The 20719-nt window shown below is 37.7% G+C and carries 20 protein-coding genes; 4 read left to right on the forward strand and 16 right to left on the reverse strand.

Annotated features, from left to right (window positions below; all coding sequences use genetic code 11):
• Positions 1-32 precede the first annotated feature (32 nt).
• The 8 genes from LV716_RS15270 to LV716_RS15305 form a co-directional block, all read right to left on the reverse strand.
• Positions 33-530 carry a gluconokinase gene (locus LV716_RS15270; protein ID WP_163418649.1) on the reverse strand — a complete coding sequence of 166 codons (498 nt, stop codon included), beginning with the start codon at positions 528-530 and terminating at the stop codon, positions 33-35.
• On the reverse strand, positions 523-1446 hold the full coding sequence (gene miaA, locus LV716_RS15275) for a tRNA (adenosine(37)-N6)-dimethylallyltransferase MiaA (protein ID WP_163418650.1): 924 nt from the start codon (positions 1444-1446) through the stop codon (positions 523-525). The genes LV716_RS15270 and miaA overlap by 8 nt, the downstream gene beginning before the upstream one ends.
• Positions 1443-2282: an ion transporter gene (locus tag LV716_RS15280; protein WP_163418651.1), complete on the reverse strand. Its 840-nt coding sequence runs from the start codon at positions 2280-2282 to the stop codon at positions 1443-1445. The genes miaA and LV716_RS15280 overlap by 4 nt, the downstream gene beginning before the upstream one ends.
• Complete coding sequence (locus LV716_RS15285) at positions 2279-3640, reverse strand: exonuclease domain-containing protein (protein ID WP_163418652.1); 1362 nt, start codon at positions 3638-3640, stop codon at positions 2279-2281. Before LV716_RS15285 ends, LV716_RS15280 begins: the two co-directional genes overlap by 4 nt.
• 20 nt (positions 3641-3660) lie before the next feature.
• A complete protein-coding gene (locus tag LV716_RS15290) occupies positions 3661-4320 on the reverse strand; it encodes a YggS family pyridoxal phosphate-dependent enzyme (RefSeq protein ID WP_163418653.1) in 660 nt (219 codons plus the stop codon).
• 19 nt (positions 4321-4339) lie between these two features.
• On the reverse strand, positions 4340-5575 hold the full coding sequence (locus tag LV716_RS15295; RefSeq protein WP_163418654.1) for a DUF1015 domain-containing protein: 1236 nt from the start codon (positions 5573-5575) through the stop codon (positions 4340-4342).
• Between the two features lie 6 nt (positions 5576-5581).
• The gene (locus tag LV716_RS15300; protein ID WP_163418655.1) at positions 5582-6469 is read right to left on the reverse strand and encodes a 3-hydroxyacyl-CoA dehydrogenase family protein; all 888 of its coding nucleotides are present in this window, start codon (positions 6467-6469) and stop codon (positions 5582-5584) included.
• A 72-nt stretch (positions 6470-6541) separates the two neighbouring features.
• Entirely contained in the window at positions 6542-7507 is a 966-nt protein-coding gene (locus LV716_RS15305) for a Gfo/Idh/MocA family protein (RefSeq protein ID WP_163418656.1), read from the reverse strand.
• A gap of 115 nt (positions 7508-7622) precedes the next feature.
• Between LV716_RS15305 and LV716_RS15310 the strand changes: the two genes are divergently transcribed.
• Positions 7623-8264, forward strand: a complete 642-nt coding sequence (locus tag LV716_RS15310; protein ID WP_163419483.1) for a protein-L-isoaspartate(D-aspartate) O-methyltransferase — start codon at positions 7623-7625, stop codon at positions 8262-8264.
• A gap of 6 nt (positions 8265-8270) precedes the next feature.
• On the opposite strand, the gene smpB is transcribed toward LV716_RS15310, so the two are convergent.
• The gene (gene smpB, locus LV716_RS15315) at positions 8271-8732 is read right to left on the reverse strand and encodes an SsrA-binding protein SmpB (RefSeq protein WP_163418657.1); all 462 of its coding nucleotides are present in this window, start codon (positions 8730-8732) and stop codon (positions 8271-8273) included.
• 82 nt (positions 8733-8814) lie between these two features.
• Between smpB and LV716_RS15320 the strand changes: the two genes are divergently transcribed.
• Positions 8815-9555 (forward strand): DUF6503 family protein, encoded by a 741-nt coding sequence (locus LV716_RS15320; RefSeq protein WP_163418658.1) that lies wholly within the window; start codon positions 8815-8817, stop codon positions 9553-9555.
• Here LV716_RS15320 and LV716_RS15325 read toward each other — a convergent pair.
• The 3 genes from LV716_RS15325 to clpB form a co-directional block, all read right to left on the reverse strand.
• Entirely contained in the window at positions 9552-10085 is a 534-nt protein-coding gene (locus tag LV716_RS15325) for a histidine phosphatase family protein (RefSeq protein WP_163418659.1), read from the reverse strand. The genes LV716_RS15320 and LV716_RS15325 overlap by 4 nt on opposite strands.
• A 57-nt stretch (positions 10086-10142) precedes the next feature.
• A complete protein-coding gene (locus tag LV716_RS15330; RefSeq protein ID WP_163418660.1) occupies positions 10143-10739 on the reverse strand; it encodes a TetR/AcrR family transcriptional regulator in 597 nt (198 codons plus the stop codon).
• 120 nt (positions 10740-10859) lie between these two features.
• Entirely contained in the window at positions 10860-13460 is a 2601-nt protein-coding gene (gene clpB, locus LV716_RS15335; RefSeq protein ID WP_163418661.1) for an ATP-dependent chaperone ClpB, read from the reverse strand.
• A gap of 145 nt (positions 13461-13605) precedes the next feature.
• Between clpB and ytxJ the strand changes: the two genes are divergently transcribed.
• Positions 13606-13995: a bacillithiol system redox-active protein YtxJ gene (ytxJ, locus tag LV716_RS15340; protein WP_163418662.1), complete on the forward strand. Its 390-nt coding sequence runs from the start codon at positions 13606-13608 to the stop codon at positions 13993-13995.
• A 49-nt stretch (positions 13996-14044) separates the two neighbouring features.
• Here the strand turns inward: ytxJ and LV716_RS15345 are convergent, their stop codons facing one another.
• A complete protein-coding gene (locus LV716_RS15345; protein ID WP_163418663.1) occupies positions 14045-15229 on the reverse strand; it encodes a hypothetical protein in 1185 nt (394 codons plus the stop codon).
• A 248-nt stretch (positions 15230-15477) separates the two neighbouring features.
• On the opposite strand from LV716_RS15345, the gene glyA reads away from it, so the two are divergent.
• Positions 15478-16752, forward strand: coding sequence for a serine hydroxymethyltransferase (gene glyA, locus LV716_RS15350; RefSeq protein WP_240467654.1), 1275 nt, complete (start codon positions 15478-15480; stop codon positions 16750-16752).
• A gap of 69 nt (positions 16753-16821) precedes the next feature.
• Here glyA and LV716_RS15355 read toward each other — a convergent pair whose 3' ends face one another.
• The 3 genes from LV716_RS15355 to LV716_RS15365 all read right to left on the reverse strand — a co-directional run bounded on the left by LV716_RS15355 (position 16822) and on the right by LV716_RS15365 (position 20325).
• Complete coding sequence (locus LV716_RS15355; RefSeq protein ID WP_163418664.1) at positions 16822-17472, reverse strand: hypothetical protein; 651 nt, start codon at positions 17470-17472, stop codon at positions 16822-16824.
• A 175-nt stretch (positions 17473-17647) separates the two neighbouring features.
• Positions 17648-18316: a response regulator transcription factor gene (locus LV716_RS15360; protein ID WP_163418665.1), complete on the reverse strand. Its 669-nt coding sequence runs from the start codon at positions 18314-18316 to the stop codon at positions 17648-17650.
• A gap of 11 nt (positions 18317-18327) precedes the next feature.
• Positions 18328-20325 carry an ATP-binding protein gene (locus LV716_RS15365; protein WP_233759155.1) on the reverse strand — a complete coding sequence of 666 codons (1998 nt, stop codon included), beginning with the start codon at positions 20323-20325 and terminating at the stop codon, positions 18328-18330.
• Positions 20326-20719: the final 394 nt, after the last annotated feature.

The raw sequence follows: 20719 nt of genomic DNA on the forward strand, positions 1-20719 counted from the left end.
TTTAGCATACGTTTGACTTGCCACTTATATAGTTATGCTCCAAGCTGGGTTAGCACATTTTGCAAAATTTTTTCAGGAGGCTCTGATACTGATACGGTTATGGCGTCTGAAGGTGTTTCCAAGGCATCAAATTGTGATTGTAAAAGTTGTAAGGGCATAAAATGTCCTTTGCGTTGTTCCAATCTGGATTTTATCAGTTCAAATGAGCCTTCTAAATGAATAAATACCATGATATCTTCCAGCCCATTTCGCAATAATTCTCTATACTTTTCTTTTAAGGCGGAACATGCTATAATGGCTCCAGTATGTTTTTGTTTCTTGGCCAATTGGTTCAAAGTAAGCAACCAGCCTTTTCTATCATCATCGTTCAAGGGCTTACCGGTACTCATTTTAGCCACGTTTTCCTTCGGATGAAAATCATCACCATCAAAAAACGGTATTTCTAAATGCTCGGACAGCATATTGCCAATGGTGGATTTTCCAGTTCCGCTCACGCCCATAATAATTAAGACTCTTTTCTCTTCAACCATTTGATGTATCGTTGATTTTAGCAGTTACTTTTTCCAAAATAGAACTTGATGCCTCGTCGTGATTTACCCATAGGATGTCGTTATTTTTCCGTAACCAGGTCAGTTGTCTTTTGGCAAAGCGCCTCGTGTTTTTTTTAATTTCTGAAATTGCAAAGTCCAGCGTAAAATTTCCATCAAAATACTGAAAAAGTTCTCGATACCCTACAGTTTGTAACGCATTAAGATGCTTGTCCCGATATAATTTTTTTGCTTCCTCCAACAATCCTGTATCCATCATGGTATCTACCCTTTGGTTGATACGCTCATAGATAATTTCTCTATCCGCAGTAATGCCTACATATATAGTTTTAAAATTTCTTGACTCCTTTTTTTTATTCAAGAAGGAAGAATATGGCTTATTGGCGGTAATGCAAATTTCTAGAGCTCTAATTACCCTATGCGGATTCTCAATATCCACGGATTCATAATATGTGGGGTCTCTCTGTTGTAATTCTTCTTGCAAACTAGACAGTCCGTTCTGTCTTAGTTGTAAACGCAGTGACTCGCGTACCTTTGAATCAACTTCTGGAAATTTATCCAACCCTTTGACAACAGCATCTACATATAGACCGCTGCCACCTACCATGACAACAAAATCGTTTTTCCGAAAAAGTGTTTTTAACAAGTCAATCGTATCCCGCTCAAAATCACCTACGGAATAGGGCTCGAATATACTTTTATGCTGAATAAAGTGATGTGGTACGGCCATTAACTCATCGGGCGAAGGAACGGCTGTGCCAATGTTCATTTCTCTAAAAAATTGCCTAGAGTCCGCTGAAGTAATTTCAGTTTTAAAATGAGAAGCAATGGTAATACCTAATCTTGTTTTTCCAATTGCGGTGGGGCCAACTACGGCTATCAATATTTTACCACTCATAACGGTTCACCACAGTTATAACAATGAGTCGCATCATCGCGGTGACCTTCAACACCACACCCTGGGCAAGCTTTTGTGTTGGTATGGACCAGATTATCGCCCTTTTTTTCTTTACCGAACTTGGAAAACTCGACAGTAACGATTCCAGTAGGTACGGCTATTATGCCATAGCCCAAAATCATGATTACGGTGGCAAAAAATTGCCCTAAATTGGTTTCTGGTGCAATATCCCCGTAACCTACCGTGGTCAAAGTAACAATGGTCCAATAAATGCTTCGGGGAATGCTCGTGAAACCTGCTTCATCACTTTCAATAAGATACATTACTGTTCCCATGATTACGGATAGAATCAATACTACATAAATGAACACGCCTATTTTTGCCCTACTCGCTTTTAGTGCGGACTGTAGCTGGGATGCTTCACCGATGTATTTTACCAGCTTCAGTATTCTAAAAATACGAAGTAACCGAAATGCCCTGAACGCTATCAAAACCTGGGAACCTGCTAAAATATAGGAGAGGTATAAGGGGATGGTGGATATGAAGTCTATAATCCCAAAAAAGCTGAAAATATACTTCCATGGTTTACGGATGCTAATAATTCTTGCAATGTATTCCAAAGTAAAGAAGCCCGTTATAACCCATTCCAATACCAAAAGACTGCTATGATATTTTGCATCGATTTCATCGACACTCTCTAGCATCACAAGCAAGACACTAAGTATGATGAGCACAAAAAGCGTAATATCGAAAATCTTACCTAAAGGCGTGTCTGCTTCATAGATAATTTCGTGCAGCGTGTTTTTCCAGCCAGAATGTATTTTGTGTTCTTTCAAGTAGTTGGTATTAGCTCCAAAACCTTGATTTTGTTATTCTTTCTCAAATAAGATTCAATGATAAACACAGTGTTTTCATCGTTTGGTATTGGTGTCATTATAGACTCCAATATAGCAATATTATTGATTTGATGGTTAAGCTCTACATAGCCATATCCTTTAAGGTCACCATTTTTTATGAGGACAAAACTTTTTTCACCTACTTGTCTTCCTTTGTCCAACAATGCTATGTTTTTGCCTGATAAGCTGTATTTATGATAGACCGAGTTTACAATTTCATTGAATTCGGTTGCATTATCACTACTTGTGTATTCACCTAAGGAGTCTTTTTGTAAATGTTCATTTGACACGTCTAAACCCAATGAAATTGGATCTAGCTTAAACTCTGTGCTCACTTTTTTCAAAAAACTCTTTGCTGATGGTACACCGTTGAACCCAATATTTTGCTTCTTTTGAAATCTTGTTTTTACAATATCGAGATTGATATGTGTTTCCCCGTTTTTTGAAAAATTGAGGACATGGGAAAACAATTTTTTCTTGGTAAGGGTATTGTGTTTGGGCTTGTTTTTTCTGAGCTCCTGGTACTCTTTTAGAATGGCTATCAATTCGCTGCCAGTTCTCTCAAAAGTTACTTTTTTGGTCGATTTTTGGAGTTTTCTGGCGAGTTGCCCGACATTCGTAAAATGTTGATTTACTCTTTTTTTGATATCCTTGGTCTTGGCTAAAAAAATAATGTCACCGTCTTTATCGTGCATATAGTATACACCGGTTTCAGATGGTAAGTCAGAAACAATATCCAACTGGGTAGGGGAGAGTTCCCCTTGGGATTCCTCTCTGATTACTTCTTTAATAATAGTTTTTTCAGAATCTTTATCCAATAATAATTTAAAAAGCTTTAGCGTTGCAATGGCGTCGCCATTAGCTCTATGACGGTCGCTCATGGGAATTCCGAGGGAGCGTACCAGTTTCCCCAAACTATGTGATTCTGCATCGGGAAGTAGTTTTTTTGATAAATCTACGGTACAGAGGGTCTTTCTTTGAAAATCATAGCCCAGCCTTCTAAACTCGGTGCGCAATATTCTATAATCGAATTGGGCATTATGGGCCACAATTACTGCACCTTCCGTAATTTCAACGATACGTTTTGCTACTTCATGAAACTTTGGAGCAGATTTTAGCATCTTATTATTGATTCCTGTAAGCTTAACAACGAAAGGTTGAATTTCTCGCTCTGGATTGATCAATCCCATAAACTTATCCACGACCTTGTGTCCATCAAACCTATGGATAGCAATTTCCATGATGCCTTCCTCATTGTATTTTCCTCCTGTGCTTTCAATATCGAGTATTGCGTACATGAAAATTATTAGAATATGGATTATAAATAATTGCGTGCGCCAAAGATACTACTTCCAATTCGCACCATAGTACTACCTTCCTCAATAGCAATGGGATAGTCTCCACTCATACCCATAGAAAGAATGTTGATGTTAGGTAGTTTTTCTTTTAGTTCGTCAAAAACGGATTTTAAGTATGCAAACTCTTTTTTTACCACCTCTTCACTTTCTGTAAATGTGGCCATTCCCATAAGTCCAACAACTTTAATATTTTCCATGGATTTGAACTCATCGGCACTGAGAATATCCTCTAATTCTGTTTTATCTAGCCCAAATTTGGTTTCTTCAGCTGCTATGTGCATTTGGAGCAAGCATGAAATGACCCTATCGTATTTTTTTGCTTGTTTGTTAATTTCTCTGAGCAAACGGAAGCTATCCACTCCATGGACCAAAGAAACGTATTCGGCCATATACTTGACCTTATTACGTTGAACGTGACCAATCATGTGCCATTCTATATCCTTGGGCAATGTTTCCCATTTTTGGGTCATTTCCTGGATTTTGTTCTCACCAAAAATGCGTTGACCAGCTTCATAGGCTTCCAACAGATTCTCATTTGGCTTCGTTTTTGAAACGGCTACGAGCGTAACATGTTCTGGAAGCTTTTTTTTGATTGCTGTAAGATTATCTTTAATCGACATATTTTTGATTTTCAAAGTATTAAAGCTCATAAATTGCCATACCGCTGCGTAGTTTAGGTTCTATGTAGGTACTTTTTGGGGGCATTACCAAACCTTCATCGGCAATCGCCTTGACTTCATCTATATTGATAGGCACTAGACTAAAACCAACGGCATATTCTCCAGCATCTATACTGTCCTTCATTTTAATGACATTATGTTTTCCAAAACCATAGGATATACGTTTGTCGTTCCTTAGGTCGGATATGCCCAAAATAGGTTCCAGAATAGTTTTAAACAGTATTTGTGTATCCAATTCACTTAAAGAATCGGTAAATTCATATACGGTCTTTCTAAGATACAATGAATAGAACTCGCCATCCAAGTACATGCTAAAATGATGCTTTTGCGTTGGTCTGTACAATCCATCTTGCTTTTTTTCAATTCGGAAATAAGTGTCCAGCTTAATCAAAAACTCGTTTTTTGAAAGGCCGTTCAAATCTCGCACCATCCTGTTGAATTCATAAATCCTGATTTCAGATTCAGGGATTAGGTAGGTCATAAAAAAATTATAGGCCTCTTCGCCTGTATGCGATGTGTTTTTGGCTTTCATCTTCTCTGCCAAAAGATTCGAGGATGCACTTCTATGATGTCCATCTGCAATGTAGAGCGCATCTATGCCCTTAAATGCGGCTTTGAGTTTTTCAATTGTCTCGATGGTATCTATTTTCCAAAGTTTATGATTGATTTTGTCCCTAGTCGTAAAATTATAGTGTGGGTCCTTTTTGGACTCATGCTCTAAAACTGCCTTTATGGACGCATCATCCGCGTAGGTCATTAGCACTGGTTCCGCATTAAAACCTACGGTGTTTAAATAGTCAGCAAAAAGCTCTTCTCTTTGTTGAATGGTATCTTCATGTTTTCTGATGATATCCTTTTGATAATCTACAATACTGCAGGCGCAAAAGAAACCGAGCGTCTTAAAATTTCGCTTTGTGATTTGATAGAGATAAAAGCAGGCTTCTTCGTCCTTTATAAAGGTATCGTCCTCCAAAAACTCCAAGTACCTATTATGGACCAGTTTGAAACGCTCTTCGCCAGTAATATTTTTATCAAACTTGAATCCTGGATTTATGATATGTAAGAAAGAGAAGGGATTATACTTAAGTACGGCATTCAACTCTTCCTTTGGATATTCTTCATATGATTTTGATGCTACAAAGGAAACTTTGTCCTCTGCAGGGCGTATGGCCTTGAAGGGTTTTATGAGGGCCATAGGCGTTTAACTGAATTGAGCAGCTACCTTTTCTGCTTTTCTTGACGCTGCGTAATCGTAAAATCCTTCACCAGATTTAACACCCAATTTTCCTGCCATAACCATATTGACCAATAGGGGACATGGCGCATACTTGGGATTCTTAAAACCATCGTACATCACATTAAGAATGGATAGACATACATCCAATCCAATAAAATCTGCTAGTTGCAATGGCCCCATGGGGTGTGCCATGCCCAGTTTCATTACAGTGTCGATTTCCTGTACTCCCGCTACACCATTATATAGCGTTTCAATGGCTTCGTTGATCATGGGCATAAGGATTCTATTGGCAACAAAACCGGGATAATCGTTAACCTCTGTTGGGGTTTTGCCCAAATCGGAGGATAGTTTCATAATAGTTTCCGTCACTTCATTTGAAGTGCTATAACCTCTAATGATTTCAACCAACTTCATGATTGGTACCGGATTCATAAAATGCATTCCAATGACTTTGTCGGGTCGTTGCGTTACAGCGGCAATCTGGGTAATCGAAATGGACGAAGTATTTGTGGCAAGGATTGTTGCTTCGTCACAAATTGCATCTAAATCCTTAAAAATCTGAAGCTTGATATTTAGATTTTCTGTGGCCGCTTCTACAACCAAATTAGTCTCGGCAACACCTTCCTTTAAATCCGTGAAGGTTGAAATGTTTCCCAGCGTATTTTCCTTGTCCTGTTCTGTAATGGATGTTTTGGCAACCATACGGTCCAGGTTTTTGGTGATCGTTGCCAATCCCTTATCCAAGGAAGGTTGTGCAATATCAATAAGATGTACTTGGAATCCGTTCTGGGCAAAAACGTGGGCGATTCCATTTCCCATGGTACCCGCACCAATAACTGCTATTTTTTTCATTTTTTATTTTGGGATTATGTCGTTCTTGATTTCCTTCGACAGGCTCAGGATGACAATCAAACAGATTGTAAATTATTTTTTAAACGATTCTATGATTTGTAGGGCTACTTGCAACGCCCGAGTTCCGTCTTTTAGGGTTACAACAGGTTCGGTACTGTTGTTTATGGCATCTGCAAAGGTTTCCAGTTCGTCCTTAATGGCATTGTTGGGTTCAACATCTGGATTTTCAAAATAAATCTGCTTTTTTTCTCCTTCGGCATTTTGTAGCACCATATCAAAATCTCCCGGTTTTTCAGGGGCATCCTTCATTTTGACCACTTCGACCTTCTTTTCCAAAAAATCTACCGAAATGTAAGCATCCCGTTGGAAGAAGCGTGATTTACGCATATTTTTCAAAGAAATTCTACTGGACGTCAGATTGGCAACACATCCATTTTCAAATTCAATTCGTGCATTGGCAATATCCGGGGATTTACTGATTACTGAAACCCCGCTTGCATTGATTTGTTTTACTTCAGAATTGACAACGCTCAAAATGGCATCAATATCGTGAATCATTAAGTCCAGTACCACGGGAACATCGGTTCCTCTGGGATTGAATTCTGCCAACCGATGGGTTTCAATGAACATTGGGTTTTCAATCTTGTCCTTTACCGCCAAAAATGCCGGATTAAAACGCTCCACATGGCCTACCTGTCCTTTTACGGAATGCTGTTCGGTGAGCTTAAGAAGTTTTTCAGCTTCTTCTAATGTGTTTGTAATAGGTTTTTCGATAAAAATATGCCTTCCTTTCTCTATGGCCTTTTTTGCACAGTCAAAATGTGAAAGGGTAGGGGTTACAATATCTATTACTTCTACTGCATCGATTAGTGTATTGATGTTTTCAAAATAGGTGTACCCAAACTCGTCGGCCACTTTTTTTGCATTGATTTCATCTGGGTCATGAAAACCAACAAGTTCATATGTATCGGATTCATTTAAGAGCCTGAGGTGAATTTTACCCAAATGTCCTGCACCAAGAACACCAACTTTTAACATACCTGCTGTTTTTGTCAAAAATAAGGATATGCGGTCACTCTTCCATAAAAATAAGAACCCAACTATCCATAAAATTAGTGGAGAACTTTTTAAATTCGTGTACCAGACCAAAAACATGAAGGATACATTAAAGCATAGGGGTATGCGCAATAAGTTAGCAGAAGTATTGTCTGCCAAAGGAATACAGGATCCAAAAGTTCTAGAAGCTATAAAAACCATACCACGTCACCTTTTTTTGGATAGTGGTTTTGAGGACCATGCGTACCAGGATAAAGCTTTTCCAATTGGTGCCGAACAGACAATTTCCCAGCCGTACACGGTGGCGTTTCAGACGGAGCTGTTACAGCTAAAACCGAACGATTCTATTCTGGAAATAGGAACGGGCAGTGGGTATCAAACGGCGGTTTTACTTCATCTTCGTGCAAAGGTTTTTACCATTGAACGGCAACAAGAACTTTTTAAGAAAACCAAATTGTTCTTTTCTAAAATGGGGTATCGACCACGAAAGGTTATTTTTGGTGATGGTTATAAAGGCTTGCCCCAAGAGGCGCCCTTTAACGGAATCATTGTTACCGCAGGAGCTCCTGAAGTTCCCAAAGCATTGCTGTCACAACTGAAAATTGGCGGACGTTTAGTGATTCCGATCGGAACTGAAGAACAGGTAATGACACTTTATATTAGAAAATCTGAAAAGGAATTTGAAAAACAAGAATTGGGTGCTTTTCGATTTGTTCCGCTTTTAGAGAACAAAAACTAAATCGTCTTAATTATTGAAGCTCTTTTTTATTCTGGACAAATCTCTTTTATTGTCCCTGTCTTTAATAGTTTCACGCTTATCGTAAAGCTTTTTACCCTTGGCGAGACCAATGTTGACTTTCGCAAGACCTCTATCATTGATGAAGAGGTTAAGCGGGATTATGGTGAGTCCAGATGTAGTGACTTCTTTTCTAAGTTTCTTTAGTTCTCTTTTGTTCAAAAGCAATTTTCGTTCCACCTTGGGCTTATGGTTGTAATAACCACCGTGACTATATTCATCAATTTGCATATTGATGACAAAAAGCTCTCCTTTTTCATTGAATTCGCAGAAACTTTGAGAAACGGAAGCTTTGCCCAAGCGGATGGATTTTATCTCTGTGCCACCGAGCACAATCCCTGCCGTAAAGGTGTCCAGGATTTCATAATCGAACCTAGCTCGCTTGTTTTTTATGTTAATGTTTTTCTGCATTGATGGCAAAAATAGGAACTCTTGTTAAAAGAAAATTGTAATGTTGCGCTTGATTTTACGATTATACAGGAAAACCAACTATATGAAAAGATTTTTTGTAGCGACTTTAATGCTTCTTACCTTGGCTTGTAAGGAGAATAAGACTAGCCTCACAGTTCAAGAGATAGTGGATAAGTCTATCTTGGATAGTGGTGGTGAACGTTATAACAATCATAGTACCTCATTCTTCTTTAGAAACAGAAAATATAGTTCTGAAAGTGGGAATGGAGGAAAAGTACTGAAACGCATTTCTTTTATAGATTCCATAACAATTACGGACGTGAAAACCAGAAATGGTTTTCGGAGATATGTTAACGATTCTTTGGTCAATTTGTCAGATTCAATAGCGAATAGGTATTCAAATTCTGTTAATTCCGTGCACTATTTCGCAAGATTGCCTTTTGGCTTAAATGATAATGCCGTAAAAAAAGAACTTCTTGGTGAAGAAACTATAAAGGGTAAGGAACACTATAAAGTTAAAGTGACATTTGACCAAAATGGTGGGGGAGACGATTTTGATGATGTTTATGTGTATTGGTTCGATAAAAAAACGTTCAAGCCCAACTATTTAGCGTACGATTTTCATGTTAATGGCGGAGGGCAACGTTTTAGGGAAGCTTATAATGAGCGTTATATTAACGGAATCCGTTTTGTGGATTATAATAATTTTAAGTCTAAGTCAAAGGAGACATCCATCCTTGATATTGGAAAACTATTTGAAAAAGGTGAACTGGAATTGCTTTCTAAAATAGAAATCTCTAAGCCAGAGGTGACTTCGAACTAATCCATTTTTAATCGGATATCCGTAGCTACACTATCGATAATTCTGACGATAAACAGACTGCTATTATCATTATCTTCCATTTGATTATATTTTTCGGAGCCTAGCATTTTGTTTACAAAATCTGGAGTCGTATTGCTATGGCCCACTACTAAAACATTAAGCCCTTCGTTGGAATTTTTAAAAGTATTGATTTCTAGGGTGGAAGGGTCGTAATACTTAATCTCAATATCTTTTTTCACAGATGTTGGCGCAGCGGTCATCTCGGTTCTTAGCAGATTGGTCGAATATATGGCATCTATTTGTATTGGATCAAAAACCTCGGCCCATCGTATAGCCCTTCCCAATCCATCTTGATTCAGTTCTGGGTTTTTATTTTCTGGGTCTGTTCTATCTTTCTCGGAATGTCGTATAAAATAATAGGTTGAGATTACAGGTTCGGTAGCTTCTCCTGTATCTTTTTCTGAGGTATCGCAACTTGCGAATCCTATTAGTAGTACTGTAATAGCAATCAAATATTTGATTGTCTTCATAGTTTATGGTTTTAATATCTTCTTTATTTTCTTAAAGAAGGCTCATGTAAAACATGGTTATTTCTTTATTTCCTTTTGCACTAAATGCTCTAAATAGGCAATAGTGTTTACCAGGTATTTTCTGTCTCTTGTCATAGTGGACATCGCAACTGCCCCCTGTATCATTGTAAACAGTTGTTTAGAAAATTGAAGCGGAGGAACCGGTAAGTGGATTTCTCCATTTTTTACTCCATTTTCCAATACCAATGCTATTTTCCCCTCAATTTCTCTTATGGTTTCCTTTACCGCTGCAGCGAGGAGACTATTGTTGTTTTGTGCATCGACCCCTACATTAAGGATGGTGCATCCACCAAATGGCAGTGTAAAAACATCATACTGACGATAGAAACGTAAAAGTGAAAAGACTTTTTCCAGAGCACTACCTTCTATGTTCAATTTTTCATCGAGTATTTCCAAAAGATGATTTCTATTGTATTCAAAAGCTGATAATGCAAGTGCTTCTTTATTTTCAAAATTCCCATAAATAGCACCTTTGGTAAGGCCTGTGGCTTCGGTAAGATCACTCATACTGGTGCCCACATATCCAAATTTATTAAAAATGGGAGCTACAGTCTCTATGATATATGCCGTGGTTCTTTCTGCTTTTTTTGACATGGTGTCTGGGCTAGGTTTTGGCAATGGCTAAGATATAAAAAAGATATACTGTATGGTATTTTTAAAAAGGAAAAGCCCTTACTTTTAACAAAATAAGGGCTTAACTGTTCAAAAAATAAATTATTCGACTAGCTCATTCTGATTTCTAAACACTAATTGGTCATCAAAAGAATCCAGAAGGACTATACTTTCTGATCTTATATTTCCTGCAAGAAGTTCTTTAGATAGTTTATTGAGTACTTCTTTTTGTATTAACCGTTTTACAGGTCTTGCACCAAATTGAGGCTCGTACCCTTTTTTGGCCAAGTAATCTATTGCTTCCTCCGTGGCATCCATGGTAATGTGCTGTTTGGAAATCATTTTTTTCAACTGTTCTAACTGTAGTCGTACAATTTCCTTGATATTGGATTTATCCAAAGGCGTAAACATGATGATATCATCTATCCTGTTTAAGAACTCGGGACGAATGGTTTTTCGTAATAAACCCATGACCTCAATTCGTGCTGCACTGGTTGCACTTTCAACATCAATGACATTTTCAAACTTTTCCTGAATAATTTGACTGCCCATATTACTTGTCATAATGATAATCGAGTTTTTGAAATCGGCTACGCGACCCTTATTGTCCGTTAACCTCCCTTCATCCAAAACTTGAAGCAGAATATTGAAGGTGTCAGGGTGTGCTTTTTCAATTTCATCCAACAGTACAACGGAGTACGGTCTTCTGCGAACAGCTTCGGTCAGTTGTCCCCCTTCGTCATAGCCAACATATCCTGGAGGAGCCCCGACCAATCTGCTAACCGAATGCCTTTCTTGGTATTCGCTCATGTCTATTCTTGTAATGGCATTTTCATCATCAAACAAATAGGCGGCAAGTGTCTTTGCCAATTCTGTTTTTCCAACTCCTGTATTCCCAAGAAATAAGAATGAACCAATGGGCTTTTTAGCATCCTGCAAACCGGCTCTACTTCGTCTTATGGCATCGGATACGGCAACAATGGCCTCTTCTTGCCCTACGACTCGCTTGTGCAGCACATCTTCCAATTGTAAAAGCTTCTCACGCTCACTTTGCATCATTTTTGTGACGGGAATGCCCGTCCATTTAGCAACTACCTCGGCAATATCTTCATTGGTAACCTCTTCTTTGATAAGTGTGCCCGCACTTTGTTGACTGGCTAGTTCATCCTGTAGTTTTTCCAGATTTTCTTGGGATTCCTTTATTTTTCCGTAGCGTAGTTCGGCTACTTTTCCGTAATCCCCATTACGCTCGGCACGTTCTGCTTCCAGTTTAAAGTTTTCAATATCTTGTTTTGTTTTTTGAATATTGTCCACCACGGTTTTCTCGCTTTCCCATTTGGCAAAAATCTCGTTGCGTTCTTCTTTTAGGTTGGCAAGTTCTAAATTTAGGCTTTGAAGCTTTACTTTATCATTTTCACGTTTAATGGCTTCAATTTCTATTTCCAATTGCATAATTCGTCTATCGAGCACATCCAGTTCCTCCGGTTTGGAATTGATTTCCATCCTTAATTTTGATGCGGCTTCGTCCATTAGATCAATAGCTTTATCCGGTAGAAAACGGTTGGTGATATAACGTTGTGAAAGCTCTACGGCCGAAATTACCGCTTCATCCTTGATACGGACTTTATGATGTGCCTCATATTTTTCCTTGATTCCACGTAAAATAGATATGGCACTTTCCGTATCTGGTTCATCGATTACCACTTTTTGAAACCTTCGTTCCAGAGCTTTATCCTTCTCAAAATATTTTTGATACTCATCTAATGTAGTTGCACCAATAGCTCTTAGTTCACCTCTCGCCAACGCAGGTTTTAAAATGTTAGCAGCATCCATGGCTCCTTGGCCTCCACCAGCACCTACAAGCGTGTGTATCTCATCAATAAAAAGAACAATATCCCCGTCTGAAGAGGTTACTTCTTTAATGACCGACTTAAGACGCTCCTCAAACTCACCTTTATACTTGGCACCGGCAATTAGTGCGCCCATGTCCAAAGAGTAAATGTTTTTATCTTTTAAGTTCTCTGGGATATCACCTTGTACGATTCTATGTGCCAAACCTTCGGCTATGGCTGTTTTACCAACACCGGGCTCTCCCACTAGCATAGGGTTGTTCTTTGTTCTCCTTGAAAGAATTTGTAAAACCCTGCGTATTTCTTCATCCCTACCTATAACAGGGTCAAGCTTACCGCTATCCGCAAGTTGATTTAGGTTTTTAGCATATTTATCCAAAGAATTATAGGTGTCCTCAGCACTTTGTGAAGTTACTTTTCCTCCTTTTCTTAATTCTTGGATAGCAGCCTTCAAGTCTTTTTCGGTAACGCCCTGATCTTTCAAAATTTGGGAGATTTTACTTTTGGACTTAAAAACCGCCAGTAAAATATGTTCGATGGAGACGTATTCATCGCCTTCTTTTTTGGCAATGATACTGGCTTCGTTCAATGATTTTCCAGCACTGTTGGATAGCATAATGTCGCCTCCCGATACTTTGGGGAAACTTTCAAGTTCTTTTTCCAAAATTTGATTGATCAACGATATGTTGACATTCAGTTTTTTTAAAATGAATGGTAGCACGTTTTCATCAACTTCAGCTATGGCCTTAAAAAGATGCTCATTTTCTATTTGTTGATGTCCAAGCCCTTGGGCAAGTTGCTGTGCTTGCTGTATGGCTTCCTGTGATTTTATAGTGAAATTATTAAAATTCATTTTCTTTAGTTTTTCTTCTAGCTGTTCAACAATCTTACCATTATCAAAAACAGTCAAAATGTCGCTAAAAGCCTACGATAAAGAGACATTTCGTCAGTTTTGTAAAGTTTTTGTACTTATTCGACTTAACTAGTAAATTTGTATCATGGGAATATTTGGAAGTGTATTTGGAAAGAAAGAAGAGTCGGTAAAGCAGGATAAAAAGATTCCCTGGATACCTTTAGTATCCGTTGAACAACTGAATGACATTGAAACAAAATCCAAAGAGATTCCTCAACTTATTTTCAAGCATTCCATTACTTGTGGTATTAGCAGAATGGTGTTGAACATGTTCACTGATTCTTATGCGTTAGATGATAAAGTTGACCTTTATTTTCTGGATTTGCATGCGCATCGTGATGTATCCAACGAAGTGGCATCCAAGTTTCAGGTGATGCACCAGTCACCTCAACTATTGATTGTTAGAAATGGTGAGGTGTGCTTTCATACATCACATGGCGCAATTACAGATACTGATTTAGCACAATTCGTTTAGAACCATACTCGCAATTTTGTTTTTTTGCTAGACGCTACACGCTAGACGCTTAGTTGAACTGATTTCGGCTAATAATAGCCTTCAGCCGCTGTTTGAGGTCTTCGCCAGCATCGTATACCATTTGTTCGTTACTGGGAAATGCAATGGCCCTAATTTCTAGAAGTGGAATCAAATCAGTATCCAAGGCTCTTTTGTCTCCTTTGTAATTTGCGTAGATGTTCTCAAAAATGAACTCACTGGATAGCGGATACGAATTTATTTCCTGACCACTTGCTAAGTCGGTAAAACTGACTTTAGCCCCAATCTGGGCCGCCTTAAATTGGGTGAATTGGTAAAAATTACATTTTACCGTACGGAACTTATCTACCTTTATCCGATTTCCCAAACTGTCTTTTACTGCATTTCCTTTTGGGTCTAACAGGTATTCGTAACCATCCTTAATTTGCTTCTCCTTTATGATTTGTTTCTCATTTACTTGTTCTGGAGATATATTTATTTCCATAAAGTTGAGATTCAAGGCGTAATCGTATTTTATGCTCGATAGGGGATTGGAATGATATTCTATCCAAAAATCATTAATACCAAAAGTATTGAAATCCAATAATTCCTCTTCTAACCGTTCTGGAATTATCTGTTCAGTGTCATTATTGATATCGACTCTTACATATTCCAAACCCTTTCTATAGGCATCATTCATTTTAGCGACTGTTTCCCTATAATTGGGATTAATATCCTCTAAATATTTTAATTCACTATAAGCTGTTCTATAGTCTTGTTTGTTTGTTGCGCTAACTAAAAGGTTAGAAGCGCTGGTATACAAATGCTCCGATAACTTGTCTTTAGTATTGAGGATACGAGCATCATAGTTAGCGAATTTAAAAGAAGCATTTCTACCTTGTTCTTTTATAAACAGTGGCATTAGCGGTCTTATACGTTTTTGTACTTCTTTTAAACGTAAGTATTTGTTGTAGATGGACTCCAGATTTGCAGGATTTCCGTCTTTTTGTAAAAAAGCAATTTGTTCCTCTTCTCGCTCAACATTTTTTGCAAAAGCATCTTCCAACAAAAGAATAAATGGTTGGTGCCCTTTTTTATTTTTGTTTGCTGTTAAGTTTTTAATTGCTGTTTCAATAGCAGTATTATAATCGCCACTGTTTACATTTTTTTGGGTTTTCTTGACACCACCGCATGCTGCTAGTACTATCAATGTGCCAATAAGTAGTATTTTTTTCATGGTTTTTGGTTTAATGGGTTATCATATGGTTTTCAACAGCCGTGCCAAAAAGCCATAATATGTTAACGAAAAAGGACAAATGGTAGTATACTATCGGTAAAATACATGATATGAGAACTTTTTTTACAGTTTAAAAATCTACTCTAGATTGTTAATTGTCGTTTGATAAAATCAATTTCTCCAACAATTTTTTTCCATATAGTTATGCATTGTATTCGTAATTTTAGCACTTCTTAAAAATTAGGGAAATGCAAAGAGACCAAGAGATTTTTGAACTTATAGCACAAGAAAAAGAACGCCAGATAGAGGGATTGGAGCTTATAGCCTCTGAGAACTTTACCAGCCCCCAAGTTATGGAGGCAGCGGGTTCTGTTTTGACCAATAAGTATGCTGAAGGTTATCCGGGAAAACGCTACTATGGAGGTTGTGAGGTGGTTGATGAAGTAGAAAAACTAGCTATAGAACGTGCAAAAAGCCTTTTTGGGGCAGTTTATGCGAATGTGCAGCCCCATTCGGGTTCTCAGGCTAACGCAGCAGTCTATCATGCCTGTTTACAGCCAGGTGATACCATTCTGGGTTTTGATTTATCCCATGGTGGTCACTTGACCCACGGATCTCCGGTAAATTTTTCAGGAAGGCTATATCGTCCTGTTTTTTATGGTGTAGATGAGGAAACCGGAACATTGGATTACGATAAGATTCAAGAGATAGCAACCAAGGAAAAACCAAAGTTGATCATTGCAGGTGCTTCTGCCTACTCCCGCGATATGGATTTTAAAAGATTTAGGGAAATAGCGGATAGTGTGAATGCGATTTTGCTTGCAGACATTTCACATCCTTCCGGATTGATTGCGAAGGGTATTTTAAATGACCCAATTCCACATTGTCATATCGTTACGACCACGACCCATAAAACACTAAGGGGACCTCGGGGCGGATTGATATTGATGGGAGAAAATTTTGAAAATCCATTTGGCATCAGGCTCAAAAATGGAAATTTGCGTAAGATGTCCGGTTTATTGGACTTGGCGGTATTTCCCGGTAATCAAGGTGGACCTTTGGAACATATTATTGCTGCCAAGGCCATAGCTTTTGGAGAGGCACTTACCGATGATTTTTTACATTACACATTGCAGGTTAAAAAAAATGCCGAAGCCATGGCGAAAGCTTTTATGGAAAGGGATTACAAAGTTATCTCTGGCGGAACGGACAACCACATGATGTTGATCGATCTTCGGAATAAAAGTATTACGGGCAAGGATGCGGAAAGAGCTTTGGAACTTGCAGCGATTACTGCAAACAAAAATATGGTTCCCTTTGATAATCAATCGCCCTTTATTACATCTGGTATCCGATTTGGCACTCCAGCCATAACCACACGCGGACTAAAGGAGTCCGATATGGAAACTATTGTAAGTTTTATAGATGATGTGATCACAAATGCTGAAGACGAAACGAATCTTTCACAGACTAAGCAGAAAGTAAATGAACTCATGAAATCACGGCCATTGTTCAATGGGTAGGAAGCATATGGACTTTTGCTTATAAAGTGCCTCTTTCTTTGTTTATGAATAGAGAGAGTTACGGAAGAATCAATCTAAAAAGAAGAAATCTTCCTTATGTAATAATTGCTTGGACTTAAGGCTGTAAATAACAACATCGTGCTGTTTGTCATCTTCAAAATAAAGGCCCCAGTAATCAAAGTAATTTTTGTCCAATTCGAGGGTACTTTTCATCTTATCCTCAAAAACAGGAACAAAAATTTCATAAGGCATATCAGTTAGACCCTTGGTAAAGTGAACAAAATGCTCACTAACCTTGGAGATGATCTCGCCAAGTTTCTCTGGGATGCTGTATTGATATATTTTGGCGATAATAATGGAAGTATCCCTAAAATGTAGTGAAATTTCAGCAATATCAATATCATTGTTGTTAGCTACACTTAGATTATCAAAGGCGGCATCAAACGAAGATGAAATATCCGTATCTTTTTTGTCTACAGAAAAACCTCCCCAAGTACCGTTATTAAAACTATGGAGGGTCTCGGTCAATCCAAAATTACAATAGAGGTCAAAAATTAAACTTGTTTTTTCTTTGTCCGCGTGGTATTGACATTTCACCCTAGCGTTGGCAAAAAAGTCTTTTTCAAGGACTTTGACAAAATCGTCCAACCCTTCGACAGACTCAAAGGTCTTGACCCGACGGGCATTAAAATTAGAGGTTACTTTTTTTTGGAATGGCATAGTCAGTATGTTTCAGCTTTGAACTTAATCAAAGTTAAAACGAATCTTTTTTTTTGGATTGAAGGAAAACCTTAAAAATTCTGGGGTTTTTCCACTATTTCGTCACTTTTGGAAGAAAAAAGCACTAAAAAAAAGTCTAAAAACTGTAAGAAGCCTTTAGTACGATAACTGGAAACTATATAAAGCCCCTGTTTTTTGCAGCAAGTATCAAAGCAAGGTCATTTTCATTTTCGGTGCCAAAAAGTGATTTTAAATGCCGTTTTCTATTTTCGATGGAAGAAGGGGATAGCCTAATAAAATTTTCCAGATCTTTGTTCTTGGTCCCAATGGATAAATGGTACAATATTTTTTTATCCTTTTCGTCCAAGCTAATATCATTGGTCATTTTCTTTCTAATGGCAGAAAGCGCTTTGGATGAATAATAAGGAGGGTTTAGGGTAATTGTCTTAACCGCATCCTCCAGGGTTTTGGGATCTATATCCGTCTTTACCAAATATCCATCTGGATCAACGGATTTTAAAATACTGTTTATTCTGTAATTGTCACTAAAAGAAGACATAAACGCAATCTTCGTTTCTGGTACCAGCCTACGTGCCAAAACGCCCAGATCTTCACCGGTATGGGGTTGATCTTCATTGGGAGGAAAAAGCTGGACATCTAAAAATAGAATATCGTACTTAAAGGAGTTTACGGAATCTTCAATGAGCTTTCTGCCCATTTCATAAGTGTTGGCCGTATCCACAATAATACTATGTCCTTCAAAAACAATACGCTCAAGGATAAATTTATACCCGAGCATTGTCATTTCGTGATCGTCTATGGCTAATATGCGAAGTGTTTTCATGGCTGTCGCGTTTAAGTTGAAATTACGCTTTTATTCCTTTGAGCGCTACCTAGAATATCTTCTGGGTTATCTTGTTGAATATAATTGTTTGGCAAAAATACGACTATCGTCGTGCCTTCATTCTTCTTGGTCTTAATATCTAATTGCCCTTTTACTTTTTTGACCCTTGAGGTAATGTTTCTCAAACCAATGCCGCGCTTTCCTTTGCTCAGATCAAAACCGACACCGTCATCGGTTATCATCAATTTTAAGTATTCACCTTCTAGATTGAAATTGATGTCAACATTTTTACATTTTGCATGTTTCACACAATTCTGGAGCGATTCCTGCACGATTCTGTAAGCGTTTATTTTTATATCGCCTTCCAGATCGTCCCAATCCACATTGTCGTCATATGTAAAAGAACACGAAATCCCCGAAGATTGACCAATTGTGTTTATCATGTCTTCCAGAGATACAATAAAGTTATAAAATTTTTGGTAAGAAGCGTTACTGAGCTCATGCGAAATGGTGCGTATTTCCTCTTCCGATTCACGTAGTTTTTCTATGAGCTCTGCACGTTGCAAAACAGAAGCTTCATCGTCTTTTTCGTTTAGGCCGCTCAGGATCAACCTAACTCCCAGCATTTGACCTAGAATGCCGTCATGGAGCTCCTCAGAGATACGTTTTTGTTCCAATTGTTTGCCTTCCTCAAATTTTCCTTGTTGGGAAAGCATAAGGTTGTAAATTTCCTGGTTGCTTTCCTGCTGTTTTTGTTGAAACTTTAATTTGTTGTTGTTTATTCGCTGCAAGATTATGGTAAAGATCGAAGCTCCAAGAAGCAAAAGGGCGATTGCAACACCGATCCATATTTGTTTTTGACGGGACAATACCTCGTTTTTTTGAATGACCTCATCGGTTTCCAGCCGTATTCTTGCAAACTTATCCCTAATTACACGTTCCTCGTCCTTAATCTTTTCACTAAGCTTGTAGTACTCATCGGAATATGTAACAGCATTTTTGCTATCCAATTTGGTCAATACTTTCAGCACTTCGAGGTATCTGTCGTTATTACCAGTACTAGAAGCTATATTTTTGGATTCTTTGGCATAGCTTATAGCATTTATGGTATCACCTTGTGCAGCTAATACTTCCGCATAATATTGTTTTGGTCTTGCTTGATCGGCCAACAAGCCAAGACTATCATTCAATTTTATTGCTTCGTCAAGTAAGAATCTTACTTCAGTATTATTTTTTTTGTTTTTGAAAAGTGCGTAAGCTTTACCCGCAAGTACAAGCGAGTATATTTTTGGTTGCTTTGTATTTAAATCTTTGGTTAATAATAATTCTGAGTATGCAACGTAAGCTTTATTATAATTTTCACTTCTTAAAAACGTACTAGCTATGTTATTTTTGTTTTGTAATAAATATTTGTTGTGTCTAGAAGATTTAATCTTGGTTAAATAAGTTCCTGCTTTTTCAAAATATTCTAATGCTTTATCGTAATTGTTCATGCCGTTAGCTATTATGCCAAGTACGTTGTGACAATTATAGATTCTTGAATTATCATTTAAATCGATAAAAATTTTGAGAGCAGAGGTAATGCTTATTTCAGCTCCTAAATAATCTTTAAAAGAGTCTTGAACTCTACCCATATTATATAACATTCTTCCCCTTCTGGATCGGGATGTGGAGTCTACCGGAAGCTGTCCAAAACTTTTGTAGGCCAGTCTATAGTGAAAATAGGCGCTATCCAGAACATCATAAGATTGGAGAAAAGAGGCCAAGTCCCAATGCGATTCTCCTTGAACATTGTAAATCTTAGAATCTTTTGAGAGTTTTAAAACCTCTGAATTAATTTTCCTAAACTCTAATGAATCACGAAGTTTTTTATATGCTAAAGAAATTCTTGATAAGTGACGTAAGCGTAAAGTGTCATTTGATACATCATGTGTTTTAATTAACGCTTTCTGTAAAAAAACCTTCCTTTCTTCGATAGATAAATCGGTACTGTCAAGAGCTGTTCTCAACTGTTTTTCAATAAGTTTTGATTCTTGGTTTAGAAAAGAATTAGCATCCGTGGATTGTTTAATACAAGCAGATAAGAAAATAAGGAATAGTATGAAGTATAGTTTTTTCAATATTTGGAATTGTTATAAATCTTTATTACAAGGTACAAAAAAGCCCTAAACCATTAAATAGGCTTAGGGCTATCTCTCAAAGATTTATTTTTATAGTCTCCTATCATCAGAATTAGATTTCAAACTTCGGAAATCACTTGATTTCATATCATTTAGATATGGCTCATTTATCGAATTAAGAAACGAAAAATCTTTTTTTATGGATACTTCACTTTTTTTAGTATTCTCACAGGAAAAACTGGTAGTTCCCAAAACGATAAGAAATATTATAGAAAAAAGTGCT

Origin of the sequence: Flagellimonas sp. HMM57, assembly GCF_021390175.1 — a bacterium.
In the GTDB taxonomy this organism is placed as follows: Bacteria; Bacteroidota; Bacteroidia; order Flavobacteriales; family Flavobacteriaceae; genus Flagellimonas.

What these genes read in the sequence shown, in the direction of transcription:
- LV716_RS15270 (WP_163418649.1), bottom strand. Translation starts at nt 530, where the DNA reads ATGGTTGAAGAGAAAAGAGTCTTAATTATTATGGGCGTGAGCGGAACT.
- miaA (WP_163418650.1), bottom strand. Translation starts at nt 1,446, where the DNA reads ATGAGTGGTAAAATATTGATAGCCGTAGTTGGCCCCACCGCAATTGGA.
- LV716_RS15285 (WP_163418652.1), bottom strand. Translation starts at nt 3,640, where the DNA reads ATGTACGCAATACTCGATATTGAAAGCACAGGAGGAAAATACAATGAG.
- LV716_RS15290 (WP_163418653.1), bottom strand. Translation starts at nt 4,320, where the DNA reads ATGTCGATTAAAGATAATCTTACAGCAATCAAAAAAAAGCTTCCAGAA.
- LV716_RS15295 (WP_163418654.1), bottom strand. Translation starts at nt 5,575, where the DNA reads ATGGCCCTCATAAAACCCTTCAAGGCCATACGCCCTGCAGAGGACAAA.
- LV716_RS15300 (WP_163418655.1), bottom strand. Translation starts at nt 6,469, where the DNA reads ATGAAAAAAATAGCAGTTATTGGTGCGGGTACCATGGGAAATGGAATC.
- LV716_RS15305 (WP_163418656.1), bottom strand. Translation starts at nt 7,507, where the DNA reads ATGTTAAAAGTTGGTGTTCTTGGTGCAGGACATTTGGGTAAAATTCAC.
- LV716_RS15310 (WP_163419483.1), top strand. Translation starts at nt 7,623, where the DNA reads ATGAAGGATACATTAAAGCATAGGGGTATGCGCAATAAGTTAGCAGAA.
- smpB (WP_163418657.1), bottom strand. Translation starts at nt 8,732, where the DNA reads ATGCAGAAAAACATTAACATAAAAAACAAGCGAGCTAGGTTCGATTAT.
- LV716_RS15320 (WP_163418658.1), top strand. Translation starts at nt 8,815, where the DNA reads ATGAAAAGATTTTTTGTAGCGACTTTAATGCTTCTTACCTTGGCTTGT.
- LV716_RS15325 (WP_163418659.1), bottom strand. Translation starts at nt 10,085, where the DNA reads ATGAAGACAATCAAATATTTGATTGCTATTACAGTACTACTAATAGGA.
- LV716_RS15330 (WP_163418660.1), bottom strand. Translation starts at nt 10,739, where the DNA reads ATGTCAAAAAAAGCAGAAAGAACCACGGCATATATCATAGAGACTGTA.
- clpB (WP_163418661.1), bottom strand. Translation starts at nt 13,460, where the DNA reads ATGAATTTTAATAATTTCACTATAAAATCACAGGAAGCCATACAGCAA.
- ytxJ (WP_163418662.1), top strand. Translation starts at nt 13,606, where the DNA reads ATGGGAATATTTGGAAGTGTATTTGGAAAGAAAGAAGAGTCGGTAAAG.
- LV716_RS15345 (WP_163418663.1), bottom strand. Translation starts at nt 15,229, where the DNA reads ATGAAAAAAATACTACTTATTGGCACATTGATAGTACTAGCAGCATGC.
- glyA (WP_240467654.1), top strand. Translation starts at nt 15,478, where the DNA reads ATGCAAAGAGACCAAGAGATTTTTGAACTTATAGCACAAGAAAAAGAA.
- LV716_RS15355 (WP_163418664.1), bottom strand. Translation starts at nt 17,472, where the DNA reads ATGCCATTCCAAAAAAAAGTAACCTCTAATTTTAATGCCCGTCGGGTC.
- LV716_RS15360 (WP_163418665.1), bottom strand. Translation starts at nt 18,316, where the DNA reads ATGAAAACACTTCGCATATTAGCCATAGACGATCACGAAATGACAATG.